Origin of the sequence: Undibacterium sp. TC9W, assembly GCF_049339865.1 — a bacterium.
GTDB lineage: Bacteria > Pseudomonadota > Gammaproteobacteria > Burkholderiales > Burkholderiaceae_D > Undibacterium.
The window spans coordinates 323,699-342,476 of the sequence record NZ_JBMPPJ010000005.1 but is presented as its reverse complement, the minus strand read 5'-3'; the positions used below and the strand labels follow the sequence as shown (position 1 = coordinate 342,476).

General features: G+C 48.5%; 16 protein-coding genes and 1 tRNA gene. 13 read left to right on the top strand and 4 right to left on the bottom strand.

Annotated elements, in window-relative coordinates; genetic code table 11:
- Nucleotides 1–73: 73 nt before the first annotated feature.
- From ACO0LN_RS09420 to lon, 5 genes are all read left to right on the top strand, one after another.
- Nucleotides 74–160 (top strand) — tRNA-Leu (locus ACO0LN_RS09420).
- A 28-nt stretch (nucleotides 161–188) separates the two neighbouring features.
- The gene (gene tig, locus ACO0LN_RS09415; RefSeq protein WP_422973039.1) at nucleotides 189–1,538 is read left to right on the top strand and encodes a trigger factor; all 1,350 of its coding nucleotides are present in this window, start codon (nucleotides 189–191) and stop codon (nucleotides 1,536–1,538) included.
- 17 nt (nucleotides 1,539–1,555) lie between these two features.
- Complete coding sequence (gene clpP / locus ACO0LN_RS09410) at nucleotides 1,556–2,182, top strand: ATP-dependent Clp endopeptidase proteolytic subunit ClpP (protein WP_422973037.1); 627 nt, start codon at nucleotides 1,556–1,558, stop codon at nucleotides 2,180–2,182.
- 268 nt (nucleotides 2,183–2,450) lie between these two features.
- Nucleotides 2,451–3,716, top strand: a complete 1,266-nt coding sequence (gene clpX / locus ACO0LN_RS09405) for an ATP-dependent Clp protease ATP-binding subunit ClpX (protein WP_422973035.1) — start codon at nucleotides 2,451–2,453, stop codon at nucleotides 3,714–3,716.
- Between the two features lie 237 nt (nucleotides 3,717–3,953).
- Complete coding sequence (gene lon / locus ACO0LN_RS09400) at nucleotides 3,954–6,374, top strand: endopeptidase La (protein ID WP_422973033.1); 2,421 nt, start codon at nucleotides 3,954–3,956, stop codon at nucleotides 6,372–6,374.
- Between the two features lie 207 nt (nucleotides 6,375–6,581).
- On the opposite strand, the gene lexA is transcribed toward lon, so the two are convergent.
- Entirely contained in the window at nucleotides 6,582–7,238 is a 657-nt protein-coding gene (gene lexA / locus ACO0LN_RS09395; RefSeq protein WP_422973031.1) for a transcriptional repressor LexA, read from the bottom strand.
- A 265-nt stretch (nucleotides 7,239–7,503) separates the two neighbouring features.
- On the opposite strand from lexA, the gene rpsF reads away from it, so the two are divergent.
- The 7 genes from rpsF to ACO0LN_RS09360 all read left to right on the top strand — a co-directional run bounded on the left by rpsF (nucleotide 7,504) and on the right by ACO0LN_RS09360 (nucleotide 12,402).
- On the top strand, nucleotides 7,504–7,872 hold the full coding sequence (rpsF, locus tag ACO0LN_RS09390; protein WP_110252958.1) for a 30S ribosomal protein S6: 369 nt from the start codon (nucleotides 7,504–7,506) through the stop codon (nucleotides 7,870–7,872).
- Between the two features lie 28 nt (nucleotides 7,873–7,900).
- A complete protein-coding gene (priB, locus tag ACO0LN_RS09385; protein ID WP_422973029.1) occupies nucleotides 7,901–8,200 on the top strand; it encodes a primosomal replication protein N in 300 nt (99 codons plus the stop codon).
- Between the two features lie 9 nt (nucleotides 8,201–8,209).
- On the top strand, nucleotides 8,210–8,494 hold the full coding sequence (rpsR, locus tag ACO0LN_RS09380; RefSeq protein WP_110252960.1) for a 30S ribosomal protein S18: 285 nt from the start codon (nucleotides 8,210–8,212) through the stop codon (nucleotides 8,492–8,494).
- Between the two features lie 26 nt (nucleotides 8,495–8,520).
- Complete coding sequence (gene rplI, locus ACO0LN_RS09375; RefSeq protein WP_110252961.1) at nucleotides 8,521–8,973, top strand: 50S ribosomal protein L9; 453 nt, start codon at nucleotides 8,521–8,523, stop codon at nucleotides 8,971–8,973.
- Between the two features lie 167 nt (nucleotides 8,974–9,140).
- On the top strand, nucleotides 9,141–10,529 hold the full coding sequence (locus ACO0LN_RS09370; RefSeq protein ID WP_422973027.1) for a replicative DNA helicase: 1,389 nt from the start codon (nucleotides 9,141–9,143) through the stop codon (nucleotides 10,527–10,529).
- Between the two features lie 151 nt (nucleotides 10,530–10,680).
- Nucleotides 10,681–11,307, top strand: a complete 627-nt coding sequence (locus ACO0LN_RS09365; RefSeq protein ID WP_110252962.1) for a DUF47 domain-containing protein — start codon at nucleotides 10,681–10,683, stop codon at nucleotides 11,305–11,307.
- 84 nt (nucleotides 11,308–11,391) lie between these two features.
- The gene (locus tag ACO0LN_RS09360; protein ID WP_422973025.1) at nucleotides 11,392–12,402 is read left to right on the top strand and encodes an inorganic phosphate transporter; all 1,011 of its coding nucleotides are present in this window, start codon (nucleotides 11,392–11,394) and stop codon (nucleotides 12,400–12,402) included.
- A gap of 72 nt (nucleotides 12,403–12,474) precedes the next feature.
- On the opposite strand, the gene ACO0LN_RS09355 is transcribed toward ACO0LN_RS09360, so the two are convergent.
- The 3 genes from ACO0LN_RS09355 to ACO0LN_RS09345 form a co-directional block, all read right to left on the bottom strand.
- Complete coding sequence (locus ACO0LN_RS09355; RefSeq protein ID WP_422973023.1) at nucleotides 12,475–13,233, bottom strand: LytR/AlgR family response regulator transcription factor; 759 nt, start codon at nucleotides 13,231–13,233, stop codon at nucleotides 12,475–12,477.
- A gap of 18 nt (nucleotides 13,234–13,251) precedes the next feature.
- Nucleotides 13,252–14,601, bottom strand: coding sequence for a sensor histidine kinase (locus ACO0LN_RS09350; protein ID WP_422973021.1), 1,350 nt, complete (start codon nucleotides 14,599–14,601; stop codon nucleotides 13,252–13,254).
- Between the two features lie 260 nt (nucleotides 14,602–14,861).
- Complete coding sequence (locus tag ACO0LN_RS09345) at nucleotides 14,862–17,102, bottom strand: GGDEF/EAL domain-containing response regulator (protein WP_422973019.1); 2,241 nt, start codon at nucleotides 17,100–17,102, stop codon at nucleotides 14,862–14,864.
- Between the two features lie 288 nt (nucleotides 17,103–17,390).
- On the opposite strand from ACO0LN_RS09345, the gene aroC reads away from it, so the two are divergent.
- The gene (gene aroC, locus ACO0LN_RS09340) at nucleotides 17,391–18,473 is read left to right on the top strand and encodes a chorismate synthase (RefSeq protein ID WP_422973017.1); all 1,083 of its coding nucleotides are present in this window, start codon (nucleotides 17,391–17,393) and stop codon (nucleotides 18,471–18,473) included.
- The last annotated feature ends 305 nt before the right edge of the window (nucleotides 18,474–18,778 follow it).

Genomic DNA, 18,778 nt, shown 5'->3' with positions numbered 1-18,778 from the left:
TCGCCCTTTGCTTTTGTGACGGCCGTGCAGAACGTGTGGCGGCATTGCGCCGGTGAACATAAACATACATCCCGCGAGGATGGCGAAATTGGTAGACGCACCAGGTTTAGGTCCTGACGCCAGCAATGGTGTGGGGGTTCGAGTCCCCCTCCTCGCACCACAGAATTTTTACTATTTGGACGATTTTCATGGCAACTGCAGTCGAAACTTTAGATAAATTGGAACGCCGTTTGACGATTTCCTTTCCGGTCGCTGATGTGCAATCGGAAGTTGAAAAGCGTTTGAAGCAGCGCGCACGTACAGCAAAAGCGCCTGGTTTCCGTCCTGGTAAAGTACCTATGAAAATGGTAGCAGCGCAATATGGCTATCAAGTAGAAACAGAAGTGCTGAACGACAAAGTCGGCCAGGCTTTTGCTGCTGCTGCAAATGAAAACAAATTGCGTGTTGCTGGTTACCCAAGCATAGAGCCAAAGTCTGGATCAGACGTGGCTGAAGGCAGCTTGGCATTCGATGCAACTTTTGAAGTGTATCCAGAAATTACCGTTGGTGATTTGGCTATTGCTGAAGTTGAGCAAGTCAAATCTGACGTAACTGATGCCGAAATCGATAAAACCATCGATATCCTGCGCAAGCAACGCGTGCATTTCCACGTTAAAGGCGAGCAGGGTGCGCACGGTGACGGTGGTGCAGACCAGTCCGCGCAAAATGGCGACCGCGCTACAGTAGATTTCGTAGGCAAAATCGACGGCGTCGAATTTGCTGGCGGCAAAGCTGATGGCTTCGCCTTCGTATTGGGTGAAGGCCGCATGTTGCCTGAGTTTGAAACAGCAACTATCGGTTTGAAAGTTGGCGAATCCAAGACTTTCCCATTGGCTTTCCCTGAAGACTATCATGGCAAGGACGTTGCAGGTAAAACTGCAGAATTCACGATCACTTTGACAAAACTGGAATGGGCGCACATGCCTGAAGTAGATTCCGAGTTTGCCAAAATGCTGGGCGTGGAAGATGGCGACCTGGTCAAGATGCGCGCAGATATCAAGGACAATCTGGAACGCGAAGTACGCGGCCGTGTTAAATCCAAGACTAAAGAAAGTGTCATGGACGCATTGGTCAAGGTTGTCGAATTTGACGTACCTAAAACTTTGGTGGCGCAAGACAGCGAACGTCTGGCAGAAATGACACGTCAAGACATGGCGCAACGCGGCATGAACGTCAAAGACGTGCCTTTCCCTACAGACTTGTTCAATGCACAAGCTGAGCGCCGCGTTCGCCTGGGTCTGATCCTGGCTGAACTGGTCAAGGCAAACAACCTGCAAGCAACAACTGAACAAATCAAAGCGCAAGTTGAAGATTTTGCTCAAAGCTATGAAGACCCGCAGCAAGTCGTTAAATATTATTTCAGCGACCGCAACCGTCTGGCTGAAGTTGAAGCCCTTGTATTAGAGGAAAACGTCGTTAACTATGTGTTGGGTAAAGCGAAAGTCACAGACAAAGTTCTGCCTTTCGACGAATTGATGGGCAACAACGCACAAGCGTAACAAATAAAGGAAAACACATGACAGGCATCATCCGTAATTCGGCACTGGACACAAACATGCTGGGCATGGTGCCTATGGTGATTGAGCAAAGCGGCAGGGGTGAGCGTTCATACGACATCTACTCACGCTTGCTCAAGGAACGTGTGATTTTCCTGGTGGGTCCGGTCAATGATCAGACTGCCAATCTTGTTGTTGCACAGTTGCTGTTCCTGGAAAGTGAAAATCCTGATAAGGATATTTCACTTTACATCAACTCTCCAGGTGGTTCGGTATCTGCTGGTATGGCAATCTTTGACACCATGGAGTTCATCAAGCCTGACGTATCTACCTTGTGTACCGGTATGGCGGCATCCATGGGTGCCTTTTTGCTGGCAGCAGGTGCCAAGGGCAAGCGTTTCTCTTTACCAAATTCCCGTGTCATGATTCATCAACCTCTGGGCGGCGCCCAAGGCCAGGCATCTGATATCGAAATTCAGGCGCGTGAAATCTTGTATTTGCGTGAGCGCCTGAATGGCATACTGGCTGAAAAAACTGGCCGCAGCCTTGAACAAATTGCGAAAGATACAGACCGTGATAATTTCATGTCAGCAGATGCTGCTGCGGAATATGGTCTGATCGATAAGGTGCTGGCGCATCGCGCTTAAATCCCTCAAGCACATTGCTTATCAAAAGAAGAACGCCTGTTCCATGACGGTCCGGGCGTTTTTTTATTCTGTTCTATAATATCTCTTTGCTTCCCATTGTTGCATATTGATGTCATGACGAAAGACGTTTTTGCAGGTAATATGCAAGACCAAGTAGCTGAGATTATTAATGTTTAATATGCGTTGCTGATGCCTGAGTCCAGGCTCTGTCCAGCCAGCGTTTAATCATCAGTTTATAGATTAATTTTGTTTATTTCATATACGTATCATGCCCGATAAAAAATCCTCCAGCGGAGAAAAGTTGCTCTATTGCTCGTTTTGCGGCAAGAGTCAGCATGAGGTTAAAAAATTAATAGCTGGGCCATCCGTATTCATCTGCGACGAGTGCATCGATTTGTGCAATGACATCATTCGTGACGAAGTGTCCGAAATTGATAATATTGCCAGTGCGAAAACTGAATTGCCTACGCCGCAAGAAATCACTGACTTGCTGGACCAATACGTCATTGGCCAGCTTGGTGCTAAACGTATTCTGGCAGTTGCGGTATATAACCATTACAAGCGCCTCAAACACCTGGGTAAAAAAGACGATGTTGAACTGGCAAAGAGTAATATCTTGCTGGTAGGTCCGACTGGCTCAGGTAAAACCCTGCTGGCGCAAACACTGGCACGCATGCTGAATGTGCCTTTCGTCATCGCCGATGCGACTACCCTGACTGAAGCTGGCTATGTTGGTGAAGACGTAGAAAACATCATTCAAAAATTGCTGCAAAATTGCAATTATGAAGTCGAGCGCGCGCAAAAAGGTATCGTTTATATCGATGAAATCGACAAGATTTCCCGTAAATCTGATAATCCATCCATTACCCGCGACGTGTCCGGTGAGGGCGTGCAACAGGCTCTGCTGAAGCTGGTTGAAGGTACGATGGCATCTGTACCGCCTCAGGGTGGCCGCAAGCATCCTAATCAGGATTTCATCCAGATTGATACCACCAACATCATGTTCATCTGCGGCGGCGCGTTTGATGGTCTGGCGAAGATCATTTCCGACCGTTCCGAGCGCAGTGGCATAGGGTTTTCTGCCAGCGTCAAGAGTCAGGCAGAAAAGAGCGCCAGCGAAGTCATGCAAGATGCTGAGCCGCAAGATTTGATCAAGTTCGGTCTTATCCCCGAGCTGGTTGGTCGTTTGCCTGTTATCGCCACTTTGAACGAACTGGACGAGGCTGCCCTGATCCAGATTCTGGTTGAGCCAAAAAATGCCCTGATCAAGCAATATGCAAAATTGCTGGAGATGGAAGGCACTGAGCTGGAAATTCGCCCAGCCGCTTTGCAGGCCATTGCCAAGAAAGCGATCATGCGTAAAACCGGTGCCCGTGGTTTGCGCTCCATCCTTGAGCATGCCTTGCTTGACATCATGTATGACTTGCCTAGCCACCAAAATGTGGAGAAGGTTGTTATTGATGAGAGTACGATCACTAATGGCGCAAAACCATTGCTGATTTACCATGAGCAGCCAAAAGTTTCCGGCGCCTGATGGCATTGTTTGCTTCGAAGTAACAAAAATGGGGACTTAACTCCCCATTTTTATTTATTTTGCCTTTTTTTTATTTGATTCGAAGTACAATGGTTTAACAAAACGATTCTGGCTTCAATCGTAAAGCTACCCGGAGAAGCTCTCTGAGTGGCTTTTTTTATTGTTTTTTTCCAGAATGGGCTTGTGTTTCCGCCCAGTGCGCCAACATTGTTAACCAGTATTTATGAAAGGTGCGCCATGACGACTACTCTGATTACCGAACAAACCCAATTGCCGTTGTTGCCACTGCGTGATGTCGTTGTATTCCCGCACATGGTAATCCCCCTGTTTGTGGGCCGCCCCAAATCCATTAAAGCCTTAGAAGCCGCCATGGATCAGGGTAAGAGCATCATGCTTGCCGCCCAAAAAGCCGCTGCCAAGGATGAGCCTTCGGCAGATGACATTTACGAAATTGGCTGTATTGCCAATATCCTGCAAATGCTGAAATTACCCGACGGTACCGTCAAGGTATTGGTCGAAGGTGCGCAACGTGCGCGCATCAGCAAGATCCATGATTCTGAATCGCATTTCTTTGCTGACCTGACACCTATCGCCGTCGATGAAGGTGATGAGTCAGAAGTCGAGGCTATGCGCCGTACTATCGTTCAGCAATTTGACCAGTACGTCAAACTGAACAAAAAAATCCCACCAGAAATTCTGGCATCCCTGTCTGGCATTGATGATGCTGGTCGCCTGGCTGATACCATCGCCGCGCACCTGCCTTTGAAGCTGGAACAAAAACAAGTCATCCTGGAAATTTTCAGTGTGGCAAAACGTCTTGAGCATTTACTCGGTCAGCTCGAAGGTGAGCTTGATATCCTGCAAGTCGAAAAACGTATCCGCGGTCGCGTCAAGCGCCAGATGGAAAAGTCCCAACGCGAGTATTATCTGAACGAGCAAGTCAAGGCGATACAAAAAGAGCTGGGCGAGGGCGAAGAGGGCGCTGATATTGACGAGCTGGAGAAAAAAATCCTGGCCGCCAAAATGCCTAAAGAGGCCCGCGACAAAGCACAGAATGAGTTGAAAAAACTCAAAATGATGTCGCCTATGTCGGCAGAAGCTACTGTCGTGCGTAATTACATCGATACCATCGTCAATTTGCCATGGAAGAAAAAATCCAAGGTCAACAATGATTTGACGAATGCTGAAAAAGTATTGGAAGACGAACACTTTGGCCTGGATAAGGTCAAAGAACGCATCCTGGAATATCTTGCAGTACAACAGCGCGTCGATAAGCTGAAAGCACCTATCTTGTGTCTGGTAGGTCCTCCAGGTGTGGGTAAAACCTCGCTGGGGCAGTCCATCGCCCGTGCCACGAACCGCAAGTTTGTGCGCATGGCCTTGGGTGGCGTGCGTGATGAGGCAGAAATTCGCGGTCATCGCCGTACTTACATAGGCTCCATGCCGGGCAAGATTTTGCAAAGTCTGTCCAAGGTTGGTGTGCGTAATCCTCTGTTCCTGTTGGATGAAGTCGATAAGATGGGTGCCGATTTCCGCGGTGATCCTTCATCGGCTTTGCTGGAGGTATTGGACCCTGAGCAAAATCACACTTTCTCGGACCACTATATCGAAGTCGATTTCGATTTGTCCGACGTCATGTTTGTGGCGACGTCCAACTCCTACAATATCCCGCCAGCTTTGCTGGACAGGATGGAGGTGATACGTCTGTCAGGTTATACCGAAGATGAAAAAACCAGCATTGCACAGCGTTATTTATTGCCTAAGCAAATCAAGAACAATGGTTTGAAAGAAGGCGAAATTACTGTGGCTGAGAGTGCAATACGCGACATCATTCGCTATTACACCCGTGAAGCTGGCGTGCGTTCGCTGGAAAGGGAAATCTCCAAGATTTGCCGCAAGGTCGTGAAAATGCTCTTGCTGAAAAAGACCGAGAAAAAAGCCACGGTCAATTCAAAAAATCTGGACAAGTACCTGGGTGTGCGCCGCTATGACTTTGGTGTTGCCGTCAAGGATAACCAGATTGGTCAGGTAGTTGGCTTGGCCTGGACTGAAGTTGGTGGTGATCTATTGACCATAGAAGCTGTAAACATGCCAGGTAAAGGTGGCGTCATCCGCACAGGTACTTTGGGCGATGTCATGAAAGAATCGATAGAAGCAGCCCGCACAGTGGTACGCAGCCGCGCCAAGCGTCTGGGTATCAAGGCGGATGTGTTCGAGAAGAGTGATATCCATATCCACGTACCAGAAGGTGCAACACCAAAAGATGGTCCATCTGCCGGTATTGCCATGACGACTGCTCTGGTCTCAGTGTTTACTGGCATCCCGGTTCGTGCTGATGTTGCCATGACAGGTGAAATCACCTTGCGTGGTGAAGTATTGCCTATCGGTGGCCTAAAAGAGAAATTGCTGGCTGCTCATCGTGGTGGTATCAAAACAGTATTGATACCTGAGGAAAATGCCAAGGATCTGGCTGAGATCCCGGACAATGTCAAAAACAAACTGGAAATCATCCCGGTACGCTGGATAGACAAGGTCCTGGAAATTGCACTGGAAACTCAGCCTGTTCCTTTGGTGGATGAGCCTGTTTCTGTGGCGGCTGCAACGCCGGCTACAGCGCCGACGGAAACTCCTGCAGACACGACGGTTGTTAAGCACTAAGTTTTTGAAGTAACAGCTCGTTGCTCTGAAATGAAAAACGTCCGGAAAGTCCGGACGTTTTTTTATGCCTGTCGCTTATCTCGCCTGAGAGTGAGTCACTTAATGGGAGGATGTAAGGTGGGCTTGTCAGCAGGCAGAAGCAAATAAGCTTGAGATTCTGCCCGGGCGTGAAGTAAACGAGAGGGTAAAATCACGCCCAGGCTGACCTCAAACCCAATTGCGCATGAGGCCGACAGCCAGGCCTTCCAGCGCGAAATCTTCTCCTGCGTCACCAATCTTGATGACAGGGTAATCCGGGTTCTCTGGCATCAGTTCTATCAGGTTGCCAGTTTTTTTATAGCGTTTGACGGTCACATCATCACCGAGGCGGGCGACGACGATCTGCCCATTGCGGGCACTGTCTGCCTTTTTAACCGCCAGCAAGTCGCCATCAAGTATGCCAGCGTCACGCATGGACATGCCACGTACCTTCAGTAAAAAGTCTGGTTTGGCAGAGAACAGGGCGGGATCTACGTGGTAAGTAGACTCAATATGTTCACTTGCCAGTATCGGCGAGCCGGCTGCAACCCGGCCAACCAGTGGCAGGGCTAGTTGCAGCAGAGCAGGGTGGGGCAAGGCCAGTTGCTTGCCTGTGATATGGCTAGACAACTCTGACTCCAACAAACGTATGCCGCGTGAAGTGCCAGCAGCAATTTCTATAACGCCTTTGCGTGCGAGGGCCTGCAGATGTTCTTCTGCCGCATTGGTCGAGCGAAACCCCAGTTCTGTCGCAATCTCGGCACGGGTGGGAGGAAAGCCCGTGTTTTGAATGGCATCTTTGATCAGGTTCAGGATTTGTTCCTGGCGGGAAGTAAGTTTGAGCATGGCGTTTTCTAGTGTTAAGGTGCTGTATATACAAGCAGTCTGTATTTTTATACAGTAAAGCTGAATATGCAAGTCAAAATGAGCGCAATTACTGAGAAATGTGAAAAAAATACCTCATTTACCTTGAGGAATTGGCAGATAAATTGCCTAAGTCACTGATCTAATTGATCAATATGAAAAACTAGGTTATTATTGTCGGCTTTCCTCTTCCCGCACTCGTCTTGACGCCGAGGCGGGCTATTTTTATTGTCCACAAGGAGAATATATGCGTCATTATGAAATCGTATTTATCGTACATCCAGATCAGAGCGAGCAAGTTCCTGCAATGATCGAGCGCTACAAGGCAAGTGTTGTAGCCCGTGGTGGTCAAATCCACCGCGTTGAAGACTGGGGCCGTCGTCAATTGGCTTACATGATTCAAAAACTGGCAAAAGCACACTATGTTTGCTTGAACATCGAATGCGATGCTGAAACTCTGCTCGAGTTGGAAACAGCATTCAAATTCAACGATGCTGTCTTGCGTCACCTGACAGTCAAATTGAAAAAAGCAGAAACAACACCTTCTCCTATGATGAAAGCTGTTCAGAAAGAAGATGCTGCAAAAGCGCAACGTGTTGAAGCGCCTGCTGCTTAATAATTGACAAAGGTCGCGTAAAAAAATAGTGAATCAGCTGAAGCTCGTAGCCCGGATTGTGGAAAAAAGCGCATTGCGCTACACCCCGGCCGGTATCCCGATAGCTTCTGCTACCTTGATGCATAGCTCAGAAACTCGTGAGGCGAACACAGTTCGGCAGGTCGAGTTTGAGATTTCTGCGATGGCTGCTGGTGAAATATCACAGCGTTTTGCAGAAATTGCCCTGGAGTATCCCATGGAATTCACCGGTTTTTTAGCGCGCAAAAATCGCAATAGCAAAAGTCTCGTTTTTCACGTCACTGAATTCGAGACACATTTACTAGATTAGGAGCCAAAAATGGCATTCGGTAAAAAATTCGACAAAAGCAAATTGAAGCAAAAGCGTCAACAACAAAACCCTTTGTTCAAACGCAAAAAATTCTGCCGCTTCACAGCAGCACATGTAGAAAAAGTTGACTACAAAGACATCGACACACTGAAAGATTTCGTGCAAGAAAACGGCAAAATCATGCCAGCGCGTTTGACCGGTACAAAAGCGCTGTATCAACGTCAAGTAGATACTGCAATCAAACGTGCACGTTACCTCGCGTTGCTGCCATACACTGATTTGCACACAGCGTAATTGACGACAAGGTAAAGGAGAAAAATATGCAAGTTATTCTGTTGGATAAAGTCGTTAATCTCGGCAATCTGGGTGATGTAGTTCGTGTTAAAGACGGCTATGCACGTAACTTTTTGATTCCACAACGTATGGCTCGTCGTGCTACGACAGCTGCAGTTGCTGAATTCGAAGCAAAACGCGCTGAACTGGAAAAAGCAGCGGCAGCCAAATTGGCAGCAGCTCAAGCTCAAGGTGAAAAACTGTCCGGTCTGACCGTACAAATCACTCAAAAATCTGGTGTAGATGGCCGTTTGTTTGGTTCCGTCACTAATGCTGATATCGCTGAAGCCCTGACTAAACAAGGTTTCGCAGTAGAGAAAGCACAAGTACGTTTGCCACAAGGTCCGTTGAAGATCGCTGGCGAGCACAGTGTTTCTGTTGCTTTGCATACTGACGTTGTTGTAGATGTTAATGTTGCAGTAGTAGGCGAACACGCTTAATTTGCTTTCTTGGCAAATTCAAAAAAAGCCGGGTTTTCCCGGCTTTTTTTATGCCGATGGCTGAAATTTTGGTGATTTGGCTATTTGTCACAAACTTGTCACAAACTGGTTCATTTCTCCATGCTGGGACGTTCTGATAGTCTGATTTAACGGTTATAATGCGCGCCATGAAAGCTGGTTCTGATCCTCAACTTGATGCCTTGCGTGTCCCCCCCCATTCCATAGAAGCGGAGCAATCTGTTCTCGGAGGTCTGCTGCTTGACAATGCCGCCTGGGATCGTATTGCTGACTTCATCAACGAAGAAGATTTTTATCGTTATGACCACAGGATCATTTTCCAGTGCATGGTCAAATTGATCAATTCCTCCCGTCCTGCTGACGTCATCACTGTGTATGAAGCACTGAATGGTGTGGGCAAGGCAGAAGATGCCGGTGGCCTGACCTACCTCAACGCGCTTGCGCAGAATACACCTTCGGCTGCGAATATACGCCGCTACGCTGAGATCGTGCGCGACCGCGGTGTCTTGCGCAAGCTGATTACAGTGGCAGATGAGATTTCAGGAGATGCCTTCAACCCGCAAGGGAAAGAGGTCAAGCAAATGCTGGACGCGGCTGAATCCAAGATTTTTGCGATTGCCGAAGAGGGCGCGCGTGGGGCGCAAGGGTTCCAGGCCATCCAGCCCTTGTTGACACAAGTCGTCGAGCGCATTGATGAATTGTATAACCGCGACAACCAGAACGATATTACCGGTGTGCCTACCGGTTTTGTTGATCTGGATAAAATGACTTCAGGTTTGCAGCCAGGTGATCTGATTATTGTGGCGGGACGTCCCTCCATGGGTAAAACCGCGTTCTCGCTGAACATAGGTGAGAACGTGGCGATAGACAGTGGTTTGCCAGTTGCCGTGTTCTCCATGGAGATGGGCGGTGCTCAGTTGGCGATGCGTATGCTGGGCTCGGTAGGTCGTCTGGATCAAAGCCGCCTGCGGGTCGGCAAGCTGACTGATGAAGACTGGCCCCGCCTGACGCATGCGATACAAAAAATGAATGATGCGCAGTTGTACATTGATGAAACACCAGCGCTGAGTTCAATTGAGTTGCGTGCACGCTCACGCCGCCTGGCGCGCCAGTGTGGCAAACTGGGCCTGGTAATTGTCGATTACCTGCAATTGATGTCAGCCAATAGTGCTGGCGAAAACCGTGCGACTGAGATTTCTGAAATTTCCCGTAACTTGAAGGGCCTGGCAAAAGAACTGCATTGTCCAGTGATTGCCTTATCCCAGTTGAACCGCTCTCTGGAGCAAAGACCAAATAAACGCCCCGTCATGTCTGACTTGCGCGAATCTGGAGCGATTGAGCAGGATGCTGACGTCATCATGTTTATTTATCGTGACCAGGTATATAACCCGGATTCTCCTGATAAGGGTACGGCAGAAATCATTATTGGTAAGCAGCGTAACGGCCCTATTGGTAGTGTGCGCCTGACTTTCCTGGGTGAATATACCAAATTCGATAACTATGTCGGTCATTTGTCCGTGTTTGGTGATAACGAATAATATTGAAAAAAGTATGAGCTGATATTGATTGCTTGGTAGAGACGAAGTGGTGTTGTAAAGACTTAAAAGTAGAACAGTGTTGTCAGGCATGTTTGTATGCATGTACTTTCCTGGACAATTCTAGAAATCTTATATTTTCAGTGAGAATAAAATGTTTGGACGCTTGATGCCCACCGAGGGCAAATTTTTTGAACTCTTCAATCAACATGCTGAGTTATGTGTCAAAGGCTCCAAGGAAATGGTTGCCCTGATGACGAACTTTGATGACCTGGAGATCCGTGTTCACGCGATAGAGAGCATAGAAAAACAGGCCGATACTGTCACTTACAATACGATAGAATTGTTGCACAAAACTTTCATCACACCACTTGACCGTGATGACATCCATAAACTGATCACACGTATGGATGATATTCTGGACCTGCTGGAAGATGCTGGTCAGACTATCTCTTTGTACGATATCCGCGAAATCACACCAGAAGCAAAGCGTCTGGCTGAACTTTGCCTGGGTTGCGCTGAAAAAGTAAAGGCCGCCGTGGCCTTGTTGCATAACATGGATAATTCCCGCGAAATCCTGGCCTTGTGCGAAGAAATCGACCGCCTGGAATCGGATGCGGATCACGTCATGCGTGCTGCCATGTCCAAACTGTTCCGCGATGAACCTGATGTCCGCAATCTGATCAAACTTAAAGCGATCTACGAAATACTGGAAACAGTGACGGATCGTTGTGAAGATGTTGCCAATATCATAGAAGGCATTATTGTTGAGAACGCTTAAGCGTCTGACTTTTTTATTTTGACGCTTAATTGACGCTTAACAGTTCTCTGTCAATGCAGAGAGCGAACAAGGGAATTCACTTTTATGCAATCCTTTCATATGAGCCTGCACGTCATCATCTTATTGGTGGTGCTGGCATTGTTATTCGATTTCATGAACGGCTTCCATGATGCCGCCAATGCAATCGCAACCGTTGTTTCGACGGGAGTATTGAAGCCTAGTCAGGCGGTAGCCATGGCTGCCTTATTCAATGTCTTTGCTTTTTTCGTTTTTAATCTGTCAGTAGCCAAAACCATAGGCAAGGGCACGATTGATCCTGTCATTGTCGATCACTATGTGATCTTTGGTGCTTTGGTTGGGGCGATATTCTGGAATCTGGTGACCTGGTATTTTGGTATCCCTTCATCGTCTTCCCATGCTCTTATCGGCGGCTTGATTGGTGCTGCAGTAGCCAAAGAAGGTACTGGAGCCCTGATTGCAGCAGGTCTGTACAAGATCATTTTGTTTATCGTCTTGTCACCATTGCTGGGCTTTGTGCTTGGGTCGGTGATGATGCTGATTGTTTCCTGGTTGTTCGTTAAATCGACACCAAGAAAAGTGGATAAATGGTTCCGCCGTCTGCAACTGGTGTCTGCTTCTGTTTTCAGCCTTGGTCACGGTGGTAATGATGCGCAAAAGACCATGGGTATTATCTGGATGCTTTTGATTGCAGCGGGTTACTCCAGCGAAGCTGATAAAGGTCCACCAGGCTGGGTAGTGTATTCCTGCTATGCAGCTATCGGCCTGGGTACTTTGTTTGGTGGCTGGCGTATCGTGAAGACCATGGGTCAGAAAATCACCAAGCTCAAACCTGTCGGTGGTTTTTGTGCGGAAACCGGTGGTGCCATCACCCTGATCATGGCAACTGTACTGGGTATTCCTGTATCAACAACGCACACTATTACTGGTGCGATCGTAGGTGTCGGTTCAGCGCAAAAAATGTCTGCAGTGCGCTGGGGTGTTGCTGGCAATATCGTCTGGGCATGGATTTTGACAATCCCGGCTTCTGCTTTTGTGGCAGCCATAGCCTGGTGGATAGGTAAACATATCCTGTAGTGAAAAATATTGATGCATAAAAAAGCGCCTCAGTTCACACGAACTGAGGCGCTTTTTCTTGGACGCTTGCGCTCACATCTGTTTGAACAAATGCACGAAACTGCGGCTGACTTCCAGCTTTTCTGTCAGCCCTTTGATTTGCACGAGATGGCGGCCACGCAGGTCGCGCACTACACCTGAAATAGCTTTGGCGTTCACCAGTGTCGATCTGTGGATTTGCCAGAACAAGGCGGGGTCGAGTTCATCTGCCAAGTCGCGTACAGGCTTGCGTATCAACGCTTCATAAGTGGCTGTCTGTACCCGCGTATATTTTTCATCAGACTGAAAGAACAGAATTTCTTCTACCGGTATCAGGCGCAATTCCTGGCCTATCGAGGCCTGTATCCATTGCAGGTAATTTGGCTTGGGGCTGATGCCCATTTGCTTGGCCAATTGCGACAGCATGCTGCTCATGTCGTTGGGCTGGCTTTGGGCAGTTAACCTGGCCTTGAGTCTTTCTACGGTGCGCGTCAGCCTCTCTATATCTGCGGGCTTCAAAACATAATCAACTGCGCCATGATCAAAAGCCTGTATCGCATATTGGTCATAAGCAGTAATGAATACAATATGCGCCTTGTTGCCTATGTCCTTGGCGGCTTCAAGCCCGGTCTTGACGGGCATGCGTATGTCGAGAAAAGCCAGGTCTGGCTTATGTGTTTCTACCAGGGTGACGGCTTCTTCACCATTCTTGGCTTCGTCCAGAATTTCCAGTTCGGGCCAGACCTGTTCCAGGCGCGACTTTAACTGGTCGCGCATCAGTCTTTCATCATCAGCAATTATGGCAGTAGGCATGGTCAGCGTAATTGAAATCTAGTTGGCTAATTCGTAAGGGATTTCTATAGTAACGCAAACTCCACTAGGTTGATTAGGGGTAATGATCATTTGACCCTTTTCTTTGTAAATCAATTTCAGGCGTTCACGTATATTTTGTAATCCCAGTCCGGTACCGTTGCTGGGCATGGCGCCAAATCCCAGTCCATCGTCCGTCACAGAGACACGCAACTTGTTATGCGCCACCTCGGCATGGAAGCGTATGGTGCCGCCTTCTGCCTTACATTCCAGGCCATGCTTGATAGCGTTTTCGACCAGCGACTGCAACATCATTGGCGGGAAAGAGGCACTGCGCAAACCTTCAGGCATGATGAAATCGACATTCAATCTTTCTTCCATGCGCATTTTCAGCAATTCCAGATAAGATTTGACCATATCCGCTTCCCGACCTAAATTCGTCACGCTGGCATTTTCACGCATTTGTGGCAAGACAGCACGCAGATAAGCAATCAGGCTGCGCTGCATGGCGGCGGCACGTGGAGGATCGGTTTCTATCAGATGTTCAACCGAGGCCAGGGTATTGAACAGGAAATGGGGCTCTACCTGTGCCTGCATCATTTGCATCTGTGCTTCACTGACCTGGCGTAGCAGGGATTCGCGCTCTGCCGTCATGCCAGCTTCCTTGGCTTTTTCTTCGGCGCGTACTTTGCCACTCATCAAGGCTTTCATGCCAAACAGACCAAATACCAGCAAGACCACGAAATTGATAAACCATTTGGAGGACGTGCGCTTAAAACTGCGCACTTCTTCATCGGCTGCATCGGCAACTGCATCATTGATCTCTTCGCTGATCTGTTTGGCTATTTCAGCGGGTAATTTGATGTGGATGTCATCGCTGTCAGAGATGGATGGCGGGGTTGGGGGTGTTGGTGCTGTTGTCGCATCGGGACCGGACGGCGCATTCGGTGCTGCAGGGGCAGATGGGGGTGCCGGTGGAGCAGGTGGCGCAATGCCGTTATCTTTATTGATATGAATGCCATTCTCATCAATTTCTATGAACTTACCCTTGCCATCGGTATTGTTCTTGCGGATGCGCAGGCCAGTATTGTCTATTTCTATGCTGGTATCACCATCGCTGATTTTGCTGGTTTTTTTTGCCTTGCTGGATTTGCCAGATGGGTTGCTTTTTTTGATGACGACATTTTCTTCGGACGTGAACAGCATGTCCTGCAGCATGCTGCCTGCAGTGATGGTGATAATGGCAAACAAGAAAAACTTCCACCAGGATAATTTGGTCACCCAGGCTGCCGTTGTATCAAAGCTTTTGCTAAGCCAGGTCATCAGGTCGGCGATGAGCTGCTTGATCGTGTCTGCGTTGGTATTATTCATGATGCTTCTCTTTTAACGGTTGTCCCTGACATTTCAGCCTGATGTCATGCACAGGCTGCTGGCGACTTTTCAGTCCATGTTGATACTGTAGGGAAATCGTGCTGGCTTTGATAGTGACTTGCGACAGTCTGCAAAAAATGCAGGACAGAATGGAAAATGCCACATTTAGTATGCATGGTTACTGGCGCAGGGAGTAGCAAGAGTGGGTGTCTGGCTGCAAGCGTCAGGCCAGAAAATCCGGCCTGTTGCGTGCAGTGTGATTATCTGCTTGCCAGCCAGGCATGCAAATCATCGCGGGTCAGGGGTTTGGAATACAGATAACCCTGAGCGATATGGCAATCGTAAGAAAGCAGGGTGTTTGCCTGCATTTCACTTTCCACACCTTCGGCAATAATGGACAGCCCGAGGTTTTTGCCAAGTTGAACAATCATTTTGGCAATGCTGCCTTCATTTGGATTTTTCTGGATTTCATTGACAAAGGCGCGGTCAATTTTCAATTTATCTACATCGAGTTTTTGCAGATGACTCAGTGAAGAGAAGCCGGTACCAAAGTCATCAATCGAGATGCTCATGCCCAGTTGCTTGATCTGGTGCAGGGTCTTGATCAGCAATTCCGGGTCTTTCATTGCCATGGACTCGGTGATTTCCAGTTCTACATATTGCGGTGGCACCTGGGTATCTGCCAAGGCCTTGTTCAGTGATTGCATGAACAAGGGATGTGAAAACTGAACTTGTGAAACATTGATGGCCATCTGGAAATTGGTATAACCCAGGCTGCGCAAGTGCACCAGTTCAAGACAGGCTGTACGCAAGACCCATTCACCTATATCGACAATCAGGCCGGAATATTCGGCGATGGGAATAAACTGATCCGGCGGGATGAATTTGCCTTCATCGGTTTTCCAGCGCAACAAGGCTTCTGCCCCAAGTACGCGGCCATCGCGCATGTCAATTTGAGGTTGGAAAACCAGAAATAATTTCTTTTGCTCAAATGCTGCACGCAGGGCGTGCATGAGCAAGACACGCTCTCTTATCTCCACCCCCATATTGCGGGTGAAGTATTCATAACCACCCCTACGATTCATCTTGGCGCGCTTCAGGGCAATATTGGTGTCTTTCAGGGCTTCTGAGCCATCGCTTTCATAATCATCAAGCTTGATCAAACCTATGGTCGCTGAAAGCTGAACGTCTTGCTGATCAACGTCGAAGGGAGAGTTGAACAAAGCCAGGATCTTATCCGGGCATACCAGGCTTTCGTCGCCCAGCAAGGCAAAAGTATCGCTGCCAACCCTTGCCAACTGGCAATGCTCACCAAAATTGGCAACCAGTCTTTGCGCAACGGAATACAGAAGCTGGTCACCAAACTGATGACCAAGTGCATCATTGGTCTCGGCAAAATGGTCTATGTCTATGAGCGACAGTGAGCTGTGGTTTTTGAGTGAGGTCATCAGCGTCTCATTCAAGGTCTGCAGCAGCTTGAGGCGGTTTGCCAAGCCTGTCAGAGGGTCATAGAAGGCGTAGTTATGCAAACGTGAAGTCAGCATGACATTGTCCAGACCTACCGATACATTGCCACAGAACACACCCAGCAGGCGCTTGTCCATCTCATTCAGATGCAGGCCCGTATTAAGATAAAGCGTGAAGTCCTTCTGTGCGACATTATTGAAATAAAGAGCGGTCGATTCGGCTTCAAACACGCTCTGGCGGGCTTCCAGCGAGCGTGTAACGATATCACCAGCGGCATGGCTGCCCAATTGTTCCAATGGTTTATTCAGGCTGCCAAGGTACATATTAGTGGCTGCGATAATGTACAGGTCATCACTTTCCTCTTGTAACTCTACCGGTACCTGCCGGGCGCACACGAATCCCTCTGTATTGAGTCCTAACAAGCCGGCAATCTGCACCAGCACCCCGGCTGCAAAATTTTGCAGACCCTGGAGTGCCATCAATTCGGTGCTGGCATGAATAATCATTTCCAGGCCGCGCCTGCTGGCACTGATGGCGCAAATCTGTTCGTAAGAGCGTATGGCTGAGGTGACGGCGGTATATAACTTGGTGCGCGTCAGTTCTGATTTGGTTTTGTAATCATTGATGTCGTAATCGCGTATCGCATCAATTTCAGGCGCATAACCTGGCTGGCCAGTACGCAGGATGATCCTGACATCAGTGAGGCCCAGGGTCTTGCGGATATGGCTGACCAGTTGCAGGCCGGCGTCCTCCTGCTCCATGACCACATCCAGCAGGATAATGGCAATATCGGTTTCATTTTTCAGGATGTCGCGGGCTTCTGCGGCGGAATACGCGTGCAGGAAACTCAGGGCGCGGTGCTGGATCTCCAGGCTGCCCAACGCAAAGGTTGTGGCGGAGTGGACATCCGGATCATCATCAATAATCATGATCCGCCAAGTCTGCGCGGGCCGCGAAGCCGCCGCAGTTTCATCGCAGTCTGGTTCATCCAGGAAAACCAGATCATCTTCAGAAGAGTGGATCGTTGAATTCATCTGTAATGCGGCTCCATGCTTGGCATATCGTATGGTAAGGGCACTGCAAAATTGGTTCCTTGCGGAACTATGACATTAAAAGTATCGCGAGCCAAGCTTCAAATATTTATCATTGGTAAGAATAAAACAAGATTCACCCGAGCGGGGATAAAAATGCCCTGAATTTGACTGGAATGTGCGAAAAATAGTGAAATCTTTTGCTGCATCATACAGAGGCTAAATTCTGTACTGGGCGCTTCACTGGTAAAATGGAATTTATTCTGTCTAACCTCTCATTTTCGAAATAATATGTCCGGTAATACTTTTGGCACCTTGTTTACTGTTACAACCTTCGGCGAATCCCACGGTCCAGCTATCGGATGCGTGATTGATGGCTGCCCGCCGGGCATGGAATTGTCTGAAGCAGACATACAGCCAGAACTTGACCGCCGCCGCCCCGGCACGTCCCGCCATGTGACCCAGCGCCAGGAGCCTGATACGGTGGAAATTCTGTCCGGTGTATATCAGGGCAAGACGACAGGTACGCCGATAGGTCTGCTGATCCGCAACCAGGACCAGCGCAGTAAGGATTATGGCAACATCACCGAAACTTTTCGTCCAGGTCATGCCGATTTCACTTACTGGAATAAATACGGCATTCGCGACCCGCGTGGTGGTGGGCGCTCTTCTGCACGTTTGACTGCGCCCGTTGTTGGTGCCGCAGCAATCGCAAAAAAGTGGTTGAATCAGCAATATGGGACAGTGTTTCATGGTGGTATGAGTCAACTGGGTGAAATTGTCATTCCATTTCAAGCCTGGGAACATGCGACAAGCAACCCGTTCTTTGCACCAACGACTGATGTTGCATTGATACAGCAACTTGAAGATTACATGGACGCCTTGCGCAAAGACGGTGATTCCATCGGTGCCAAAATCGATGTCGTGGCCTCTAATGTACCAGTTGGTCTGGGTGAGCCTATCTATGACAAACTTGATGCAGAAATCGCCTATGCCATGATGGGTATCAATGCGGTCAAGGGTGTGGAGATCGGTGCTGGCTTCCGTTCAGTTGCACAACGCGGCTCTGAGCATGGTGATGAACTCACACCTGAGGGTTTTGTTGGCAATAATGCCGGTGGCATATTGGGAGGTATTTCTACTGGTCAGGATATTACGGTTTCAATTGCGATCAAGCCTACATCTTCTATACGTACACCGAGAAGATCAGTCGATAAAGACGGTAATCCTGTCATGGTGGAAACCTTTGGCCGTCATGATCCCTGTGTTGGCATCCGCGCCACACCAATCGCTGAAGCCATGCTGGCGCTGGTCCTGATGGATCATGCCTTGCGACACAGGGCGCAATGTGGTGATGTCAAGCTGGGTGCCTGATACCTGGTCTCCATTCCCCTTTCTCTGGATTTAGGCGGGATCATGCTACACTGGGAGCGCAGCTTTGGTGCGCTTCTGGTTATTGATTTATGAACGCCTTGCTCCATCATAATCTGTGCAATTCTGCACGCTGTTTTTGTTGCTCTACTCCAAAATATTCACTGGTAATTTTCCAAAATATCATCAGAATCCAGATGAAAATTTGGCGATTTTCATCAAACTCCTGCATTTATACTGAAACTTTCATGCACCAATTTGGCGTGAGGGTTGGTTTTGCGTTGCACAATTGTGGCATAATCAAATGC

Excerpts from the sequence above, each read along its gene's own strand:
- ACO0LN_RS09365 (WP_110252962.1), top strand. The coding sequence starts at position 10,681 with ATGTTTGGACGCTTGATGCCCACCGAGGGCAAATTTTTTGAACTCTTC.
- clpX (WP_422973035.1), top strand. The coding sequence starts at position 2,451 with ATGCCCGATAAAAAATCCTCCAGCGGAGAAAAGTTGCTCTATTGCTCG.
- ACO0LN_RS09370 (WP_422973027.1), top strand. The coding sequence starts at position 9,141 with ATGAAAGCTGGTTCTGATCCTCAACTTGATGCCTTGCGTGTCCCCCCC.
- lon (WP_422973033.1), top strand. The coding sequence starts at position 3,954 with ATGACGACTACTCTGATTACCGAACAAACCCAATTGCCGTTGTTGCCA.
- clpP (WP_422973037.1), top strand. The coding sequence starts at position 1,556 with ATGACAGGCATCATCCGTAATTCGGCACTGGACACAAACATGCTGGGC.
- rpsF (WP_110252958.1), top strand. The coding sequence starts at position 7,504 with ATGCGTCATTATGAAATCGTATTTATCGTACATCCAGATCAGAGCGAG.
- rpsR (WP_110252960.1), top strand. The coding sequence starts at position 8,210 with ATGGCATTCGGTAAAAAATTCGACAAAAGCAAATTGAAGCAAAAGCGT.
- rplI (WP_110252961.1), top strand. The coding sequence starts at position 8,521 with ATGCAAGTTATTCTGTTGGATAAAGTCGTTAATCTCGGCAATCTGGGT.
- ACO0LN_RS09355 (WP_422973023.1), bottom strand. The coding sequence starts at position 13,233 with ATGCCTACTGCCATAATTGCTGATGATGAAAGACTGATGCGCGACCAG.
- lexA (WP_422973031.1), bottom strand. The coding sequence starts at position 7,238 with ATGCTCAAACTTACTTCCCGCCAGGAACAAATCCTGAACCTGATCAAA.
- aroC (WP_422973017.1), top strand. The coding sequence starts at position 17,391 with ATGTCCGGTAATACTTTTGGCACCTTGTTTACTGTTACAACCTTCGGC.
- ACO0LN_RS09345 (WP_422973019.1), bottom strand. The coding sequence starts at position 17,102 with ATGAATTCAACGATCCACTCTTCTGAAGATGATCTGGTTTTCCTGGAT.
- tig (WP_422973039.1), top strand. The coding sequence starts at position 189 with ATGGCAACTGCAGTCGAAACTTTAGATAAATTGGAACGCCGTTTGACG.
- ACO0LN_RS09360 (WP_422973025.1), top strand. The coding sequence starts at position 11,392 with ATGCAATCCTTTCATATGAGCCTGCACGTCATCATCTTATTGGTGGTG.
- ACO0LN_RS09350 (WP_422973021.1), bottom strand. The coding sequence starts at position 14,601 with ATGAATAATACCAACGCAGACACGATCAAGCAGCTCATCGCCGACCTG.